Source organism: Streptomyces sp. NBC_00344, from assembly GCF_036088315.1.
Lineage (GTDB): Bacteria > Actinomycetota > Actinomycetes > Streptomycetales > Streptomycetaceae > Streptomyces.
In genome coordinates, this window is the sequence record NZ_CP107996.1 from 5,488,986 (window position 1) to 5,506,705 (window position 17,720).

Below are 17,720 nucleotides of genomic sequence, written 5' to 3' on the forward strand. Positions count from 1 at the left end.
GTGGCCCGGAGATGGTCCACTGCCGTCTCCGGGCGCGACTCCCGGGCACCGTAAGCGAATCACCGCCGCACGGCGGACCGGGTGAACCACCGTCGGGCGCGGGCCGGCCGCCGGGTCGGGCCGAAGTGTCTCGCCGAGCACCTGCCGGGCCCGCAACCGGCCGGGAGTCCGCCGCGTCCACCAGATCATGATCCGTCATTCCGTGCCCTCAGATGTCGACACCATCGCCGCTCTCCACGCAGCAGCCCGCGCCACCTACTACGCCGGTCGGATTCCGGTGGCGGAGTACGCGGGAGCGGAAGTACTCGACAGCGTGCGGCAAGGCTGGATACGGGCGATCGCCAGGGACGACGGCGGAGTGCTCTGCGCCGAGGACGAGGGGGTGGTGACCGGGGTGGCGGCGTTCCGGATCATCGACGGCGGGATGACCCTCACGCAGTTCCATGTCGAGCCCGCCCGGTGGAACCGGGGGACGGGCGGCGCACTGCACTCGGCTGTGGTCGCGGCCTGGCAGCGGTCGGGCGTCCGCGCCGCACACCTGGAGGTGTACGAGCACAATCCGCGCGCGCAGAGGTTCTACTCCCGGCGCGGCTGGCAGCAGGACCACGGCACGGTGCGCGCACCGGGCAGCGCCCATCTGCGGATGCGGCTTGAGGTCCCCCCGCCCGGGGAATGACCGGGAGCGCTGCCCTGTTGACCGGATGCGCAGGTGGTTGTCTGCGCCGTGCAACCGTGCCGTACGACCCTGGAGTGAAGAACATGCGCGTCGAGATCTGGAGCGACATCGCCTGCCCGTGGTGCTACGTGGGGAAGGCCCGCTTCGAGAAGGCGCTCGCCGGCTTTCCGCACCGTGACCGGGTCGAGGTGGTGCACCGGTCCTTCGAACTCGACCCGGGACGGGCGAAGGGCGACTCCGCACCGGTTCTCGACATGCTCGGCAAGAAGTACGGTCTCACCCCGCAGCAGGCCCAGGACGCGGAGAACAACATCGGGGCCAACGCCGGGGCCGAGGGGCTGGCCTACCGCACCGAGGGGCGGGACCACGGGAACACCTTCGACATGCACCGACTGCTGCACTTCGCCAGGGAGCAGGGGCGTCAGGACGAGCTGATCGGCCTCCTCTACCGCGCCAACTTCGCCGACGAGCAGTCCGTCTTCGAGGGCGACGAGCGGCTGGTGGAGCTGGCCGCCGAAGCGGGGCTCGACGCGGCGGCGGCCCGCGAGGTGCTCGCCGACCCGGCCGCCTATGCCGACGACGTACGGGCGGACGAGCGGGAGGCGGCCGAGCTGGGGGCCAACGGGGTGCCGTTCTACGTGCTGGACAGGGCGTTCGGCGTCTCGGGAGCGCAGCCCGTCGAGGTCTTCGCGCAGGCGCTCGGCCAGGCGTGGGACGCCAAGCCCCGGTTGGCGACGATCAGTGGGGAGGGCGAGGTCTGCGGCCCGGAAGGGTGTGAGGTTCCGCAGGCCGGCCACCGGGCATAGCCGGGGGCAGCGCGCTCGCCGTGTCATGGAAGGCCCGCCGCACGGCCGCGATGCCCTCGCCGTCCCTGGCCGGGTGCACCCGGTTGGTCAGCAGCACGGCGTAGCGGCCGTGCGCCGGGTCGACCCAGATACTGGTCCCGGTGAAGCCGGTGTGCCCGAACGCATCGGGGCCGAAGGACCGGCCGACAGGCGAGCCGACCGGGTCCTGGCCCTGCCAGGCAAGAGCACGGCGCAGCCCGAGGCCGTCGGTGTGCGGTGCTGTCATCAGGGCGAAGGTGGCGGGCCGCAGCAGTCCGCTGCCGCCGCCCGCGAGTGAGCGTCCCAGCCGCTCCATGTCGGCGAGCGGGGCGAACAGGCCCGCGTGGGCGCCGACCCCGCCGATCACGGCCGCGTTCTCGTCGTGCACCTCGCCGGTCACCACGCACCCACGCCACGGACAGTCCTCGGTGGACACCGCGCGGGCGCGACCCGCGGCATCCGGATTGAAGCCGGTGCCGGTCATCCCGAGAGGGGCGCAGACCAGCCGGTCCACCAGCTCGTCGAGGGGCCGGCCGGCGGCGGCCTCGGCGATCAGCCCGAGCAGGATGAACCCCTGCGAGGAGTACTGGACCCGGGTGCCGGGCTCGGCTGTCAGCGGCAGCAGACGTATTGCCTCCAGCAGCGACGCCCGGGTCGGGTGGTCCCGGTAGAGCGCCACCTGCCCGGGCAGTCCGGAGGTGTGGCTCAGTAGCTGACTGACCGTCAGGGAGGCCTTGTCGCCGCCCCGGTAGGCGGGCAGATGGTCGCCCGCGGTGTCGGTGAGCGCGAGTGCGCCGCTCTCGACCAGGGCCATCACCGCGAGACCGGCCACCGGCTTCGTCACGGAGGCGAGATCCCACAGTTCGCCGCCGTCCAGTGGCGGCCCGTCCCAGCTCCTGGTACCCGTCCAGCCCCGGTCCAGCGGACCGTCGGCGGTGCCGACGGACCAGGCGGCCCCCGAGAACACCCGGTGCTCGCGGCCGGTGACGAGCAGCTGTGCCAGGGCGCTCATGTGTGCTCTCCGCCCTGTGCGGCGGTGCTTCCGACCACCCCGAGCGCCGGCCCGGTGCTGCCGAGGCCCGCGGATACCGTGCGGGCAGCCGCCCGCACCATGGGACCGAACAGCTCGGCGCTCTCCGGATCCAGGGTGAACGTCAGCCCGGAGATGCCGACCGCGCCGACCAGCCGCCCGTCCCCGTCGAGGACCGGTGCGGCCACCGCGCGGACATCCCGTTCGTGGTACTCGTCGTCGACCGCGTAACCGAGCTGGGCCGCCCGGGCCAGCGTCGCCCGGAGCGCTGCCGGGTCGGTGAGCGTGTGCGGGGTGTGTGTGGCGAGCGGCGTGTCGCCGAGAGTTGCGTCCACTTCCGGTGACGGCAGCGCGGAGAGCATGGCCAGACCCACCGCACTGCAGTACAGCGGCGTCCGCCCGCCGGGCCGGACGCTCATCCGATAGCCGCCGGCCGCTTCCGACTGTTCCAGCTGCACCGCTTCGGTGCCGTGCCGCGCCGCGTAGTGGGCGACCTGCCCCGTGCGGCTGCGCAGGTCGGCGAGGACCGGGCGGACCAGCCGGAGATCGGGACCCGCGTCCAGCGCTGCTGCTGCCAGCCCCAGGAGCCGGGGCCCCGCGCGATAGCTGCCGCCTTCCGCGGGCTCGGCGAAGCCGTGCTGGGCCATCGCCCTGAGATGGCGGTGGACGGTCGGTTTGGACAGGCCGGTGCGTCGGGCGATCTCGGCCAGGCGGTGCGGCGCGCCCCCCTGGACAAGGACCTCGAGCACCTCCATGGCTTTGTCGACGGGGCCCTTCCCGGGGTCCTGCTCGCTCGATCGGGTGTTGACCGTGTTCGGCATGGCGCCTAGCTTAGCCCAATCGCATTCCATCTTCCGGAACGGAAGTGTTGTTCAATGGAACGAATACGTCAGGGGCGTGCTGTGGACCGCAGCCATCCGTCCCGCCGCGACATGGTGCGGCTCGCCGGGCTCCTCATACCCGCGGTCGCTGCCCCGGCCCTCCTGACGGGGTGCGGAGCGAATCCCGCCGGGCGTGCGGGCAATGTCCTACGGGTCTCGCAGCCCGGGGACGCGCTGACCATGGACCCGCAGAAGCAGGGCGACATGGTGTCGATGAACGCCCTGATCAACATGTTCGACACGCTGACCACGCGGGGACGCGACAACACGCTGCAGCCACGACTCGCCCTCTCCTGGACGGCCCGTGACGAGCACACCTGGCGCTTCAGGCTGCGCCCCGGCGTGACCTTCCACAACGGCGAGGTCTGTGACGCGGCAGCCGTGAAGTTCAGCATCGAGCGGCTGCTCGATCCCGCGACCAGGTCGCCCATCGTCGAGCTCCGCTATGTGAAGAACGTCAGTGTGGTCGACAGGCTCACCGTGGACCTGCACACGACACTGCACGACCCGATCCTGCCCGACAAGCTCTCGCTGTTCGGTGGAGTGGTCGTGCCACCGCGCTACCTGGCCGACGTCGGTGACAAGGGTTTCGCCGAGCACCCGGTCGGGACGGGGCCCTTCGCCTTCGTCAGCTGGCAGCGCGACCACGAACTGCGGATGCGGGCCAACCCCCGGCACTGGCAGGGCCGTCCGAGCGTGGACGAACTGGTCTTCAGCCCGGCGCCCAACGCTTCCTCCTCACTGGCGGCACTGCAGAGCGGCGGAGTCGATCTCGTCGCGGGACTGACCCCCGACGCTGCGCAGCAGCTCGACGGCTACACCGGCGTGACGCTGGACAGTTACCCCGGCATCCGCACCTCCTATCTCTCCCTGGACACGCTCGACGGCGGCCCGATGGGCGACCGGCGGGTGCGTCAGGCGCTCAACCACGCCATCGACGTGCCCCTGCTGATCAAGGCGGTACTGAACGGAAGGGCCCGTGAGGTTCCCGCGATGATTCCGCGCGGAGCCTTCGGGTTCGACCCCGGCGTGAAGCCGTTCACCCGCTCTGCCGCGACCGCCCGCGCCCTGCTGGCCGAAGCCGGATATCCGCACGGTTTCTCCACCGCCCTCACCGCGTCCAACATCGACTCCAATGTCGCCGAAGCGCTCGCGGGGCTGCTGGCCGACGCGGGTGTGCACGCCCGCGTCAACCTCCTCGACCCCGGCACGTACTCGAGCCGGCTCACCTCCGACAACCACGGCGCGCTCGGCCCGATGTACCTGGCGGCCAGCACGGTCTGGACCCTCGACGGGGAGAGCATGCTCCAGTCGGTGGTCCGCAGCGACCGGCGCCAGAGCCGTTGGCACTCCAAGGAGGCGGACCGGCTCATCGACATCGAGGAGCTGTCGGTGCATCCCGCCGAACGGAAGCGGGCCTTCTCCGACCTGCAGCGGCTGATGCGGCGGGAAGCCCCCTTCGTCTTCCTCTACCAGCTCGACAACATCCTGGCCCGCAACCAGCGGCCCCGGTGGAAGCCGGGATCCGCCGGCTCGCTGGACATGCAGAGCGCGGAGGTCGCGGTATGACCGATCTGTCCCTTCCGGAGCCGGCCGCGCGGGCCGGCAACGACTCACGGGCCCGCGAACGGTCACGGCTGCTGCGCGCCGTCCTGGTGCGGCTGGGCACCGCGCTGCTGGTGCTGCTGTGCGCGGCGACCGCCTCGTTCTTCCTGGTCCGCCTCTCCGGCGATCCGGTCAAACAACTGCTTCCGCCGGATGCCACGGCGCACCAGGAAAGCGTTCTTCGGGCGAGCCTCGGTCTGAACAGGCCGCTGTTCAGCCAGTACATCGACTTCATCGCGGGCCTGCCCCGCCTCGACTTCGGCAACTCACTCTTCTACAACGAGCCGGTCAGGACCGTGCTGGCGGACCGGCTCCCGGCCACCATCGAACTCGCGGGTGCCGCACTGGTGGTGACGCTGGTCATCGCCCTGCCCGCCGGGGTCTTCGCGGCGATGCGCCGAGGCCGGGCGTCGGACCGCACGGTGATGACCGGGGTTCTGCTGGGGCAGTCCACACCGCCCTTCTGGGTCGGCATCCTGCTGATCCTGATCTTCGCCGTCGGACTGCACGTCCTTCCGGCGTCCGGATACGGCACGTTCGCCAACCTCGTGCTGCCCGCTGTCACCCTCGCCGTCTACTCGGTCGCGGTCGTCGCCCGGCTGCTGCGCTCCTCGCTGATCGACGTGCTCTCGTCGGATCACATCAGAACGGCCAGGGCCAAGGGCTTCGGGCCGCTGAAAGTGGTGCTCGGCCACGGGCTGCGCAATGCCTCGCTGCCGGTGGTGACGGTGGTCGGCCTCGAGATCGGCAGTCTGCTCGGCGGCGCAATCCTCACCGAGCAGGTCTTCTCCTGGCCCGGTGTAGGGCAGCTCACCATCGAGGCCATCTCCAAACGCGACTTCCCCCTGGTGCAGGCCACCGTGCTGTTCTTCGCCGCCACCTTCGTCGTGGTGAACCTGCTGGTGGACCTCTCCTACAGCTTCCTCGACCCGAGGGTGAGGACCACCCGATGAACGCCACCGTCACCTCGAAGCCCGCCTCCTCCGTTCCGGTCGAGGCCACCGCGGGCCGCAGTCCCGGCTCCGCCGCGCTGCGCGCCCTGCTGCGCAACCGGCTCGCCGTGGCCGCCCTGGCCGTACTGGCCGTCATGCTGATCGCCGCGGTCTTCGCGCCGCTGCTCGCCCCCTGCGATCCGGCGGCGCAGAACCTGCTGCTGAGACTGCACCCGCCCGTCTGGGAGCACGGCGGCAGCAGTGCCCATCCGCTCGGCACCGACCAGCTCGGCCGCGACATGCTCTCCCGCGTCATCTACGGAACCCGGGTCTCACTGCTGGTCGGCGCGGGCGCGGCGCTGCTGGCCGGTGTGATCGGTACCGCGGTCGGCCTGGTGTCCGGATTCTTCGGCGGCTGGCCCGACCGGATCCTGATGCGGCTTGCCGACGTCCAACTCGCTTTTCCGGCCATCCTGTTGGCGCTGGCCATCGTCGGCTTCCTCGGCTCCGGGCTCTGGTACGTGATCCTGGTGCTCGGCTTCACCGGCTGGGTCTCGTACGCCCGGGTGGTCCGCTCGGAGGTCATGTCCCTGCGCTCGCGGGACTTCATCACCGAGGCACGGGCGATCGGTGTCACCGACGGCGCCATCATGCGCCGGCATCTGCTGCCCAACGTGATGGCGCCCCTCGCCACCATCGGCACCCTGCACGTCGCCGCCGCGATCGTCGCCGAGGCGTCGCTGAGCTACCTCGGCCTCGGCGTGCCCAGGGAGACCGTCACCTGGGGCTCGATGCTCGCCGACGGCCAGCTCTATCTGGGCACGTCCTGGTGGCTCGCGGTCTTCCCCGGAACGGCCCTGATGATCACCTCACTCGCTGTCAACATCACCGGCGACGCCCTGCGCGACGTCGCGGACCCGAAGGCGTACCGCCGATGAAGCCCACCCGACCCACCTCGCCCGTACCGCCCGGCCCACCGGCGGAACCGGTCCTGCGCATCAATGACCTGCGTGTCGACTTCGAGCTGGACACCTCCACGGTGCATGCCGTCCGGGGGGTCTCGCTCCAGGTCGGAGCCGGGGAGACGCTCGCCGTCGTCGGCGAGTCGGGCAGTGGCAAGACGGCCACCGCGCTGTCCGTGCTGCGTCTCAACCCGGCGCCTCCATGCCGCTACACCGCGGGCGAGATCCTCTTCGACGGCCAGGACCTGCTGGCACTGCCGGAGAAGCAGCTGGGACGGATCAGGGGCCATGACATCGCCATGGTCTTCCAGGACCCGATGACCAGCCTCGACCCGCTGCAACGGGTCGGCAGCCAGGTCGCCGAGGTGGTCCGCCACCATCAGGGCCTCTCCCGAGCCCGAGCCAGGGAGAGCGCCGTCGCGGCACTGAACGAGGTCGGCATCCCCGACCCCGAACGCAGCTACCGGCAGTACCCTCACGAACTCTCCGGCGGCCTGCGCCAACGCGTGATGATCGCGACGGCGCTGGTGAGCCGCCCGCGGGTGCTCATCGCCGACGAACCCACCACCGCACTGGACGTCACCGTGCAACGGCAGATCCTCGATCTCCTCGTCGAGCTGCGGCAGCGCCACGGCATGGCCGTGGTGCTCATCACCCACGACCTCGGTGTGGTGGCCGAGACCGCCGACAGGGTCGCCGTGATGAACCGCGGCGAGGTCGTCGAGACCGGTGACGTCATGGACATATTCGAGCAGCCGAAGGACGAATACACCCGGCGGCTGCTCGAAGCCACCCCCCGATTGGAGCCGGTATGACACCCCGGACCGGCAGGGAACCCGTGGCCGGCACACCCGGAACGCGTACCCCCCTGCTCGAACTGGACGCTCTGCGCATGGAGTTCGGCAGCCGACCGGTGAAGGTGGCGGTCGACGGCGTGTCGCTGACTGTGTACGAGGGTGAAACCCTCGCGCTGGTCGGCGAATCGGGCTGCGGCAAGACCACCCTCACCCGGCTGCTGCTGCGGCTGCTCGAACCGACGGCGGGCCGGGTGAGCTTCGCCGGACAGGACCTCGCGGCGCTCTCGGCGGCCGAACTGCGCGGCGTACGGCGCGAGATGCAGATCGTGCTGCAGGACCCGTACTCCAGCATGAACCCGCGGCTGCGCATCACCGACATCGTGGCCGAGCCGCTGGTCACCCACGATCCGTCCGCACGCGGCAGGCGCGGACGGGCGCGCACCAGGGAGCGGGTCGGTGAACTGCTCGACGCCGTGGGCCTGGACCCCGCCATCCAGGACCGCTACCCGCACGAGTTCTCCGGCGGCCAGCGTCAGCGGATCTCCATCGCCCGTGCGCTCGCCCTCGAGCCCCGCCTGGTGGTGCTCGACGAACCCACCAGCGCGCTGGACGTCTCGGTGCAGGCCAGAATCCTCGACCTGCTGGCGGACCTGCAGCAACGTCTCGGTCTGACCTATGTCTTCGTCTCGCACAACCTGGCCGTGGTGCGCCGGGTGGCGGACCGCGTCGCGGTGATGCGCGGCGGGCAGCTGGTGGAGGTGGGCGCGGCAGCCGAGGTTTTCAGCAGCCCCCGGCATCCGTACACCCGGCAGCTCCTCGACGCGGTGCCCGTCCCCGATCCCCGCAGAGCCCGCCGGCCGGCAGGCCGCACCACCGCCGGAGACGGAGCGCGGTGAGCGCCGGAAAAGCAGCCCGCGAAGCGGCTGTGCCACCCGCCGTCCCGCGTAGGGGGCGTACTCGGGCGGCTCCGGCAACGCAGCGCGTGTGCGTGTCGGGCGCCGCGGGACAGCCGGCGCTCCTCACACTCGGCCTAGAGGTGCGACAGGACGAGCCCGGCACCGCCGAGCAGGGCCACATCGTCCACGGCCGCCCCGCTCACCAGCACCCTGGGCTGCTCGGCGGCTGCCGATGCGCCGTCGGCGCTGTCGGCTCTGAGCCGCTCCTCGATGAGCGTACGGAAACGCTCACCGCCCTCCCGTGCCTCACCGTGCAGAACGAAGAGCCCCGGCGCGAAGAGCTGCTGCACGTTCACGAGCCCGAGGGCAAGATTCTGCGCGTACTCCTCCACCACCCGGCGGGCGGACGTGTCGTCCCGCTCCACGAGTGCGCCCAGCGACACCGGGGACCCGTCGCCGGCCGCCCGCGAGCGCTCGCGGAGCCATCGCGTGGTGGCCACGGTCTTCCAGCAGCCCCGTCTGCCGCAGGTGCAGGTGTCACCGGTGGCGGAGACGGTCATATGGGCGCCGCTGCGGCCTCCGGGCGGGGCCAGTACCTCGCCGTCGTAGAGGATGCCCACACCCAGCACCTCACCGGTGGAGACCGAGGCGAAGGTGCGCCGTCCCCGCCCGGCGCCGAACCAGCGGTCGCCGAGCACCTGGAGTCTCGCCCGGTGCTCCACCCGCACGGGCCGCCCGGTGAGCGCCCGCAGCCGGTCGGCCACCGGGTATCCGCGCAGCGCGGGAACGTCGTTCACCTCGATGACCTGCCCGGCGGCCGTGTCGATGAGACCGGCTGCCGCGACCCCGATGCCGTCCGGTGCGTGACCCCCGAAGACCCGGCTGACCACGGCACAGGCCGCGTCGATGTCCCCGGGCGCCGCGGTGGCCGCGTCGTACGGCACCTCGGCCCGCGCGATGACGGCGCCGGACATCGTCACCACGGCCGCCGTGATCCGACCGGGCACCAGCTCGACCGCACCGAGCGTCCGTGCCGGGGCCGGCACGACGGGGCCCGGCGCGGGATCGGGCACCAACCGCAGCGAAGAACGTCCATCGATCATGCGTCGACTCTGCCACGGCAGGGTTTCAGGGAGATAGCGTCGTGAGTCAACCGAATCATCCCGCAGCGCTGACAGCAATGACCTGGCGTGAGGTACGGGCGGCCGGAGAGCACGGCATCGCCCTGCTGCCCATCGGCTCGCAGGAGCAGCACGCGGACCACCTTCCGATGGGCACCGACACACTGCTCGTCGAAGCGGTGATCGAACGGGCCGGCGCGCTGCTCGCGGAGGAGCCGCCGGTGGCAGGCATCGTGCGACTGCCCGCCCTTCCGTACGGGCACAGCCCCCACCACTTGTTCGCCGCGGCCCTCTCGCTCTCCGCGCAGACGCTCGGCGCGGTACTGGACGATGTGCTGGATTCGCTGGTCACCAGCGGCTTCCGCCGGATCATGGTCGTCAACGGACACGGCGGCAACGACGAGATCATGCGGCTGGCGGTGAAGCGGTTCGCGCTCCGCGCCGATGTCACCGTTGCCGCCTGCTCGTACTGGAACGTCATCTCGGGCGAGGAGGACGGCGGCCGCCCCGAAGTCACCCCGGGGCACGCCGGCTGGTTCGAGACCTCGCTGATGCTGGCGGCCCGTCCGGGCCTTGTCCGTGAGCCGGTCCCCGTCCGTACCCCCGTGTCGCCACCACCGCTCTTCGACCACCCGCCGTACCCGGGACTGACCGTGGAGCGCCACGGCGAATGGGAACGGGTCGGCGGTTCGACCGATGACGCGTCCGGAGCCGATGCAGCACGAGGGCACCGGCTGCTCGCCGACCGGGCAAGCGGACTGGCCCGGGCCATCCGCGCCTTCGACGCGGCCACCATCCGAGCACCTCGCTGAGGAGAAACATGAAGATCACTGATGTCGATGTGTGGGTGGTCAACCTCCCGCTCGTCAACCCGTTCACCAGCTCCTTCGAGACCAAGACGGGGGAGACCCGCACGGTGGTGCGGATCCGCACCGACGCCGGTGTCGACGGCTGGGGCGAGACGATGTGGGGCCGGCCGGTCGCCGCGATCGTGGAGTCACTGGCCGAGGACCTGATCGGCACCAGCCCGTTCGCCCTGGAGAGCTTCCACCGCAAGCAGCACATGGTGCCCTTCTTCCACGGCTACCTCGGCTACGCCGCGATCGCCGCTCTGGACGTGGCCTGCTGGGACGTGATGGGCAAGGCCACCGGTCAGTCCCTCACCGATCTGCTGGGCGGTCCGGTACGCGACGAGGTGCCGATCACCGCGCTGGTGACCCGGGCTGACGCGCCCGGAGCGGGCGACCGGGCGCTGCCGCAGGTGCTCGCCGAACACACCTCACGGGTGGTGGCCGAAGGAGGCTTCGAAGCGGTGAAGCTCAAGGGCACCAAGGACGTCAGGGGCGATGTCGCGATTCTGCGGGCGCTGCGCGAGGCGCTGCCTGAGGTGAATCTGCGGGTCGATCCGAACGCCGCCTGGTCGGTGCCCGATTCGGTGCGGGCCGGCATCGCCCTGGAGGAACTCGATCTGGAGTATCTGGAGGATCCGTGCGTCGGCATCGAGGGCATGAGCCAGGTACATTCCAAGGTCCGGATACCCCTGTGCACCAATATGTGTGTGGTCCGCTTCGAGGAGTTCGCCCCCGCGATGCGGCTGAACGCGGTCGACGTGATCCACGGAGATGTCTACAAGTGGGGCGGGATCGCCGCCACCAAGGCGCTGGCGGCCCACTGCGAGACCTTCGGGCTCGGCATGAATCTGCACAGCGGCGGTGAACTGGGCATCGCGACCGCGGCTCATCTGGCTGTCGTCTCCAGCACGCCGGTGCTCTCCCGGGCGATCGACAGCATGTACTACCTGCATGCGGACGACATCATCGAGCCTCTGCGGCTGGAGGCGGGCCGGCTGCGGGTCCCCACGGGGCCGGGGCTCGGGGTGAGCGTGGACGAGGAGAAGCTGCTCCACTTCGCCGGCGTCAACGAGCGCGAAGGAGACCTGACGGGCTGAAACGCTCCCATCCATAAGGATTTCTTTGTGGTACGCGGTAATTTTCCGCAATGGACGGGGAGGCCCCGGCGTTGCACAGTAGTGCCATGGAGAACCTGACGGAGAACCTGGCGGGTGCCGAATTCGCACCCCGCACGACCTATCTGAACAGTGCGAGCACCGGCCTGCTCCCGGCCCGCTCGGTGGCGGCGATGCACACCGCAGTCACCGCCGCTTCGGTGGGCAGGCCGACCGATATGTTCGGCGACGTGGAGGCCACCCGCGCTTCGTTCGCCCGGCTGGCCGGGGTGCCGGCCTCCAGGGTTGCGGCTGGCGCTTCGGTGGCGGTGTACACCGGGCTGATCGCCACGTCGCTCCCGGCGGGGGCCGAAGTCCTGGTCGCCGAAGGCGACTTCAGCTCGCTGGTGAACCCCTTCGTGGTGCGGACCGGCATCAAGGTGCGGACGGCCCCGCTGGAGTCGCTGGCGGACGCCGTGCGGCCCGGCACCTCTCTGGTCGCGGTCAGTGCGGTGCAGTCGGCGGACGGCAGGGTCGCCGATCTCGCCGCGATCCGGGCGGCGGCCCGCGCCCATGGCGCCCGTACGCTGGTGGACGCCTCCCAGTCGGCGGGCTGGCTGCCGCTCACCGCGGCCGAGGACGACTACACGGTGGCGGTCGCCTTCAAATGGCTCACCTGCCCTCGTGGCATCGCCTTCCTGGTGGTGCCCGAGGATCTGGGCGCGCTGACGCCGGTCTTCGCCGGGTGGGTCGCGGGTGAGAAGCCCTGGGACAGCTGCTACGGGCCGGTGGCCGAACTCGCCGTCTCCGCGCGGCGGTTCGACGAGAGCCCGAGTCTCTTCTCGTACGCGGGCGCACGGCACTCGCTGGATCTCATCGAGGAGGTCGGTCCCGCGTCCATTCAGCGGCACAACCTCGCGCTCGCCGACCGCTTCCGCGCGGGTCTCGACCGTATCGGGCAGCGGTCGGTCCATGCCCCCGGCTCGGCGATCGTCTCCGCACCGGGACTCGGGCGCCGGCAGCAGGAGCTCAGCCTGGCCGGTATCGAACTGTCGGACCGCGCGGGAAATCTGCGGGCCGCCTTCCATATGTACAACTCGGCCGCAGACGTCGACGCACTGCTGGATGTGCTCTCCGGCTGAACGGCAGCGGGCCCGGAGACCGGCCGAGAGGGACACGCAGGAGGGGGACGGCACCTGGTGCCGTCCCCCTGCCGCATGTCCGGCCCACCCCGGGCTGGATCACCTCACCGGTGTGAAGTCCCGTGCCCCGATGAAGTCGGGTCGCCTGATCGGAGCCGCGTAGGGCTCGACCGCGGCGTTCTCCACGCTGTTGAACACGATGAAGACATTGCTGCGCGCGTACGGCGTGATGTTGTCGCCCGAGCCGTGCATGCAGTTGCAGTCGAACCAGGTCGCCGAACCCGCCCTGCCCGTGAAGAGCTTGATGCCGTGGGCGTCAGCCATCCGGGTCAGCGCCTCGTCGGACGGGGTCCCCGCGTCCTGCATCTGCAGAGACTGCTTGTAATTGTCCTTCGGCGTCGAGCCCGCACACCCCAGGAAGTGCTGGTGCGACCCCGGCATGATCATCAAGCCGCCGTTGGTGTCGAGGTTCTCGGTCAGGGCGATCGAGACCGACACGGTCCGCATGTTCGTCAGACCGTCCTCGGCGTGCCAGGTCTCGAAGTCCGAGTGCCAGTAGAAACCGCTGGCACCGAACCCCGGCTTGACGTTGATGCGGGACTGGTGGACGTAGACGTCCGAGCCCAGGATCTGCCGCGCCCGGCCCACCAGCCGCTCGTCCCGCACCAGTTGGGCGAAGACCTCGCTGAGCTTGTGCACCTCGAAGACCGACCGTACGTCCTGCGACTGCGGCTCGATGATGGACCGCTCGTCCGCGCGGACGAGCGGATCGGTGGTGAGCCGGTCCAGTTCCGCACGGTAGAGCGGCACCTCGTCGTCCGAGAGCAGCTGGTCGACGCTGAGGAATCCGTCGCGCTCGAAGCCCTGGAGGTCGGGCTGCGTGATCGGTCCCTGGGCACCGGGCTGCGACCAGACCACCGGGTCCTGGCGGGGGGTGGTCACTTCACTCGCGCCACGGGTGGGATAGAGATCCGCCCGTATGTTGGACAGTACTTCGGTCATGGCGTCAGGCCTCCTCTGTCAGCAGCGGGTATACGCCGTTCTCATCGTGGTCCTCCCGTCCGGTGACCGGAGGGTTGAAGACGCATACGCAGTGGAAATCGGTCTTCGGGCGCAGGGTGTGCTTCTCGTGCCCGTTGAGCAGGTACATGGTTCCCGGCTCGATCCAGTGGACCTCACCGGTGTCGTCGTTGGTGAGCTCCGCCTCACCCTGGGTGCAGAGCACGGCCTCGATGTGATTGGCGTACCACATCGACGTCTCGGTTCCCGCGTACAGGATGGTCTCGTGCAGTGAGAAGCCGACCTTCTCCTTGGCAAGCACGATGCGCTTGCTCTCCCAGGTACCCGACTTGGACTTGATGTGCCGGTCGGTTCCCTCGACGTCCTTGAATGATCGGACAATCACGGTGACTTGAGCCTTTCTGTGTTACGGGTGTTACGGGTCAGGCGGTCTCGCGGACGGAGCGGGCCAGGATGCGCAGCCCCTCGTCCAGTTCTCCGGGGGAGATGGTCAGTGCGGGCAGCAGCTTCACGACCTCGCTCTGCGGCCCGGACGTCTCCAGGAGCATGCCGAGCTCGAAGGCGCGCCGGCAGACAGCCGTGGCGCGGGTCTTGTCATCGAACTCGATGCCCCAGACCAGGCCGCGGCCGCGGAAGCTCACGCCGGCCCCTTCGTTCTCGTCGACGATGGCGAGCAGCGCGCGCTCGACCTGCTCACCGCGGGCCAGCGTCTGCTTCTCCATCTGGCCGTCGGCCCAGTAGGTGTCGAGGGCGGCGGCAGCGGTGACGAACGCCGGGTTGTTGCCGCGGAAGGTGCCGTTGTGCTCGCCCGGCTCCCAGATGTCGAGCTCGGCGTTGAACAGCACCAGCGCCATGGGCATGCCGTAGCCGCTGATGGACTTCGACAGCGTGACGATGTCGGGCTTGATGCCGGCCTCCTCGAAGGAGAAGAAGCCGCCGGTACGGCCGCAGCCCATCTGGATGTCGTCGACGATCAGCAGCATGTCCTGGCGGTGGCACAGGTCCTGCAGCGCGCGCAGCCACTCGGCGCGGGCGACGTTGATACCGCCCTCGCCCTGCACCGTCTCGACGATGACCGCGGCGGGCTTGTTGAGGCCCGAGCCCTGGTCCTCGAGGAGCCGCTCGAACCAGATGAAGTCCTCGACGGTGCCGTCGAAGTAGTTGTCGAACGGCATCGGGGTGCCGTGCACCAGCGGTATGCCGGCGCCGGCCCGCTTGAAGGCGTTGCCGGTGACGGCCAGCGAGCCCAGCGACATGCCGTGGAAAGCGTTGGTGAACGAGACCACGGACTCGCGGCCCTTCACCTTGCGGGCCAGCTTCAGTGCCGACTCGACGGCGTTGGTCCCTGTCGGGCCGGGGAACATCACCTTGTACGGCAGGTCACGCGGGCGCAGGATCGTGTTCTGGAAGGACTCCAGGAACGCGCGTTTCGCGGTGGTGGCCATGTCCAGGCCGTGGGTGATGCCGTCGCGCTCTATGTAGTCGATGAGCGCGCGTTTCAGCACCGGGTTGTTGTGGCCGTAGTTGAGCGAACCGGCACCGGCGAAGAAGTCGAGGTAGGTGTGGCCGTCCTCATCGCGGAGGTAGCTGCCCTGCGCGGTGTCGAACACTGCGGGCCAGCTGCGGCAGTAGCTGCGTACCTCGGACTCCAGGGTCTCGAAGACGCTCAGGGCGGGCGGGGTGATAGTCACAGCAGGTCTCCTGGGGTGGGGGGAAGTCAGTCAGGCCGAGACGGGGCTGATGCGGTACAGCACTTCCGGCTGGTGCGTCCCCTCGGGGAACAGCCCGCCGTCGAAGAGCACCTCACGCTTCAGTGACGCTCCGTGGCGCTCGGCGTACGAGCTGAACAGCCGGTCGGACGCGGTGTTGTCCGGCGCGACAGTGGTCTCGATCTCGCGGACCACTCCGCCTGCGGTGACCTTCGCGGTCAGCGCGTCCAGCAGAACACCTGCCAGGCCGCGGCCCCGGTGAGCGCCGTCGACGGCGACCTGCCAGACGACCAGCGCCTCGGGGCGGCTCGGGCGGAGGTATCCGGTGACGAAGCCGATGGGCTCGCCGTCCGATCCGCGCGCCACCACAGAGGTCTCTGCGAAGTCGCGACACCACAGCAGATAGCTGTACGAGGAGTTCAGGTCGAGCACCTCGGAGTCGCGGGCGATACGCCAGATCGCGGCCCCATCCTCCACTCGTGGGGTGTCTATCTCCGGGAATTCGCTTCGGGCACGTACAAGGTCTTCTTGCGCGGCGGTCATGTCGAGAAAATTTACCCAGCAAATTCAAAAAATGCATTCGGGGAGGGGGTTGGCTCCACGATTGGATCGTGCTATCGCGCGTGCGCGGGCTGAGCGTGCTAGGGTCGCAAATATGGCTGATTTGTCCCGGAATTTACGGGCAAAATGATCACCTTGTGGAGTCGGTCACATGTCTGGAACCGATCGGAAGTGTGTCCGAAACGCGCTAGTCGGACCCGTTGAAAATTGAGCGTTTGAGGTCCGAAAAAGCGGGCAGAAGAATCCGGGTAGCCGTTCTGGAAAAGGCCGGTATTCTGCATTCCCTAATTCTCTTCGGAAATCCTGGTGCGGGCCGCCGTTTTTTATTGCCCTGCTCGTGCTCGGCTGCGGCCCGCTCCGGAAATGAACCTCAGCCGTTCTGCCACACCGCGGAGACCGCGCCGCGGGCCGCATCGAGGTGGACTTCCGCACCCGGCCCCCCGAGCGCGGCACCCAGTGCCGCCAGCGAGGAGCTCACCGCGTCCTGATTCGCGTCCGGGCCGTAGTGATTGATCCGGATCATCTCCTTGGCCAGCGCCCCGCCACCCGCGATGAGCGGCAGTCCCGGATCGGTGGCCAAGGCCTTCGCGACCAGCTCCGATGCGTCGGCGCGTTCCGGAACGCGCAGCGTGGTGGCGACGGGGGCCGCGTCCGCAGCCGCGTGGACGTACGGCTCGAAACCGCCGCCCAGCGCCAGCACGCCCGCCCTGGTGGCTGCCGCCGCCCGCGCGTGCCGCTCCATGACCGCGTCCTGGCCCTCCGACCCGATCCGCTCCAGACATGCCTCCAGGGCCAGCATCTCCAGCTGCGCCGGCGCGTGCGGCAGCGCCTTGCGGCCGCCGTCGATCCAGCGTTCCTTCCAATCCAGCAGCGAGAGGTACGAGCGCCGCGGGGCCTGCGGGTTCTCCGCGAACCGCTGCCAGGCCCGCGCGCTCACCGCGACGGCCGACACCCCCGCGGGCCCGCCCATCGCCTTCTGGGCTCCGATCACGCACAGGTCCACCCCCCAGGCGTCCGGCAGCAGCGGCTCGGCGCCCACCGACGCGACCGCGTCGACCATGAAGAGGGCGCCATGTGCGCGTACGGCCTCTCCGATCTCCGCGACCGGGTTGGTGTTGCCGGTCGCGGCCTCGGCGTGGACCAGGGAGACGAACGCGGTCTCCGGGTGAGCGGCGAGGGCCTCACGTACCTGCTCGGCGGTGACCGCGGTGTGGAAGGGCACGCTCAGATCGACCACGGTGACCCCGCAGTCGCGCAGCCAGTTGCCGAAGGTCTGGCCGTAGGGGCCGGTGATCACGTTGAGTGCGGTCGATCCCGGCCTGGCGGCGGACCTGATGCAGCCCTCCAGGGGCAGCAGGGCCTCACCCTGCATGATCACGATGTCCTGCTCCGTGGAGAGCAGTGCGGCGACCTGGCGTTCGATGGCGGCGAAGTGCGCCGGGGTGAGCGGGGAGAGGTCCAGGAAGGGGTGCGTCACGGCGGTGCTCTCTTCGCGAGTTCGTTCGGGCTGCCGGTCCGATGGTACTGAGGGCGATCCGGCGCCGTGGCAGGCGCCATTCGCCACATCGCGACGCCCGGCGCTCACTTTTGCCGCACCGGCCCCTGGCCCCGGTACGGCC

Annotated in this window: 18 protein-coding genes; 10 read left to right on the forward strand and 8 right to left on the reverse strand. The window is 69.9% G+C overall.

From position 1 onward, the window contains the following. Positions 1–202: 202 nt before the first annotated feature. Both OHS16_RS24760 and OHS16_RS24765 read left to right on the forward strand, forming a co-directional pair. Positions 203–676: a GNAT family N-acetyltransferase gene (locus OHS16_RS24760; protein ID WP_328539450.1), complete on the forward strand. Its 474-nt coding sequence runs from the start codon at positions 203–205 to the stop codon at positions 674–676. A gap of 83 nt (positions 677–759) precedes the next feature. Next, entirely contained in the window at positions 760–1,482 is a 723-nt protein-coding gene (locus tag OHS16_RS24765; protein ID WP_328539451.1) for a DsbA family oxidoreductase, read from the forward strand. On the opposite strand, the gene OHS16_RS24770 is transcribed toward OHS16_RS24765, so the two are convergent. Both OHS16_RS24770 and OHS16_RS24775 read right to left on the reverse strand, forming a co-directional pair. Continuing rightward, on the reverse strand, positions 1,415–2,512 hold the full coding sequence (locus OHS16_RS24770) for a serine hydrolase domain-containing protein (protein ID WP_328539452.1): 1,098 nt from the start codon (positions 2,510–2,512) through the stop codon (positions 1,415–1,417). The genes OHS16_RS24765 and OHS16_RS24770 overlap by 68 nt on opposite strands. Beyond that, a complete protein-coding gene (locus OHS16_RS24775) occupies positions 2,509–3,351 on the reverse strand; it encodes an IclR family transcriptional regulator (RefSeq protein ID WP_328539453.1) in 843 nt (280 codons plus the stop codon). The genes OHS16_RS24770 and OHS16_RS24775 overlap by 4 nt, the downstream gene beginning before the upstream one ends. A gap of 54 nt (positions 3,352–3,405) precedes the next feature. Between OHS16_RS24775 and OHS16_RS24780 the strand changes: the two genes are divergently transcribed. From OHS16_RS24780 to OHS16_RS24800, 5 genes are read left to right on the forward strand one after another with little or no spacing between them, the layout of a single operon-like run. Continuing rightward, entirely contained in the window at positions 3,406–4,980 is a 1,575-nt protein-coding gene (locus OHS16_RS24780; protein ID WP_328539454.1) for an ABC transporter substrate-binding protein, read from the forward strand. Next, on the forward strand, positions 4,977–5,969 hold the full coding sequence (locus OHS16_RS24785) for an ABC transporter permease (protein WP_328539455.1): 993 nt from the start codon (positions 4,977–4,979) through the stop codon (positions 5,967–5,969). Before OHS16_RS24780 ends, OHS16_RS24785 begins: the two co-directional genes overlap by 4 nt. Continuing rightward, positions 5,966–6,886: an ABC transporter permease gene (locus tag OHS16_RS24790; protein ID WP_328539456.1), complete on the forward strand. Its 921-nt coding sequence runs from the start codon at positions 5,966–5,968 to the stop codon at positions 6,884–6,886. Before OHS16_RS24785 ends, OHS16_RS24790 begins: the two co-directional genes overlap by 4 nt. Continuing rightward, positions 6,883–7,725 carry an ABC transporter ATP-binding protein gene (locus tag OHS16_RS24795; protein WP_328539457.1) on the forward strand — a complete coding sequence of 281 codons (843 nt, stop codon included), beginning with the start codon at positions 6,883–6,885 and terminating at the stop codon, positions 7,723–7,725. Before OHS16_RS24790 ends, OHS16_RS24795 begins: the two co-directional genes overlap by 4 nt. Next, positions 7,722–8,603, forward strand: a complete 882-nt coding sequence (locus tag OHS16_RS24800) for an ATP-binding cassette domain-containing protein (protein ID WP_328539458.1) — start codon at positions 7,722–7,724, stop codon at positions 8,601–8,603. The genes OHS16_RS24795 and OHS16_RS24800 overlap by 4 nt, the downstream gene beginning before the upstream one ends. A 134-nt stretch (positions 8,604–8,737) precedes the next feature. On the opposite strand, the gene OHS16_RS24805 is transcribed toward OHS16_RS24800, so the two are convergent. Further along, positions 8,738–9,706, reverse strand: a complete 969-nt coding sequence (locus OHS16_RS24805; protein ID WP_328539459.1) for an ROK family protein — start codon at positions 9,704–9,706, stop codon at positions 8,738–8,740. Between the two features lie 77 nt (positions 9,707–9,783). Here OHS16_RS24805 and OHS16_RS24810 point away from each other — a divergent pair, with 77 nt between their 5' ends. Genes OHS16_RS24810 through OHS16_RS24820 form a run of 3 tightly spaced genes read left to right on the forward strand, consistent with a single transcriptional unit; the run spans position 9,784 to position 12,811 of the window. After that, complete coding sequence (locus OHS16_RS24810; RefSeq protein ID WP_328540972.1) at positions 9,784–10,536, forward strand: creatininase family protein; 753 nt, start codon at positions 9,784–9,786, stop codon at positions 10,534–10,536. Between the two features lie 8 nt (positions 10,537–10,544). Continuing rightward, a complete protein-coding gene (locus tag OHS16_RS24815) occupies positions 10,545–11,672 on the forward strand; it encodes a mandelate racemase/muconate lactonizing enzyme family protein (RefSeq protein WP_328539460.1) in 1,128 nt (375 codons plus the stop codon). 50 nt (positions 11,673–11,722) lie between these two features. After that, positions 11,723–12,811 (forward strand): aminotransferase class V-fold PLP-dependent enzyme, encoded by a 1,089-nt coding sequence (locus tag OHS16_RS24820; protein WP_443042691.1) that lies wholly within the window; start codon positions 11,723–11,725, stop codon positions 12,809–12,811. A 99-nt stretch (positions 12,812–12,910) separates the two neighbouring features. On the opposite strand, the gene thpD is transcribed toward OHS16_RS24820, so the two are convergent. The 5 genes from thpD to OHS16_RS24845 all read right to left on the reverse strand — a co-directional run bounded on the left by thpD (position 12,911) and on the right by OHS16_RS24845 (position 17,578). Continuing rightward, a complete protein-coding gene (gene thpD / locus OHS16_RS24825; protein WP_328539462.1) occupies positions 12,911–13,813 on the reverse strand; it encodes an ectoine hydroxylase in 903 nt (300 codons plus the stop codon). A 4-nt stretch (positions 13,814–13,817) separates the two neighbouring features. Next, entirely contained in the window at positions 13,818–14,216 is a 399-nt protein-coding gene (locus tag OHS16_RS24830; protein WP_328539463.1) for an ectoine synthase, read from the reverse strand. Between the two features lie 37 nt (positions 14,217–14,253). Next, positions 14,254–15,522, reverse strand: a complete 1,269-nt coding sequence (gene ectB, locus OHS16_RS24835) for a diaminobutyrate--2-oxoglutarate transaminase (protein ID WP_328539464.1) — start codon at positions 15,520–15,522, stop codon at positions 14,254–14,256. Positions 15,523–15,552: 30 nt separating this feature from the next. Then, the gene (gene ectA, locus OHS16_RS24840; RefSeq protein ID WP_328539465.1) at positions 15,553–16,083 is read right to left on the reverse strand and encodes a diaminobutyrate acetyltransferase; all 531 of its coding nucleotides are present in this window, start codon (positions 16,081–16,083) and stop codon (positions 15,553–15,555) included. Positions 16,084–16,471: 388 nt separating this feature from the next. Continuing rightward, positions 16,472–17,578: a pyridoxal-phosphate-dependent aminotransferase family protein gene (locus OHS16_RS24845; protein ID WP_328539466.1), complete on the reverse strand. Its 1,107-nt coding sequence runs from the start codon at positions 17,576–17,578 to the stop codon at positions 16,472–16,474. Positions 17,579–17,720: the final 142 nt, after the last annotated feature.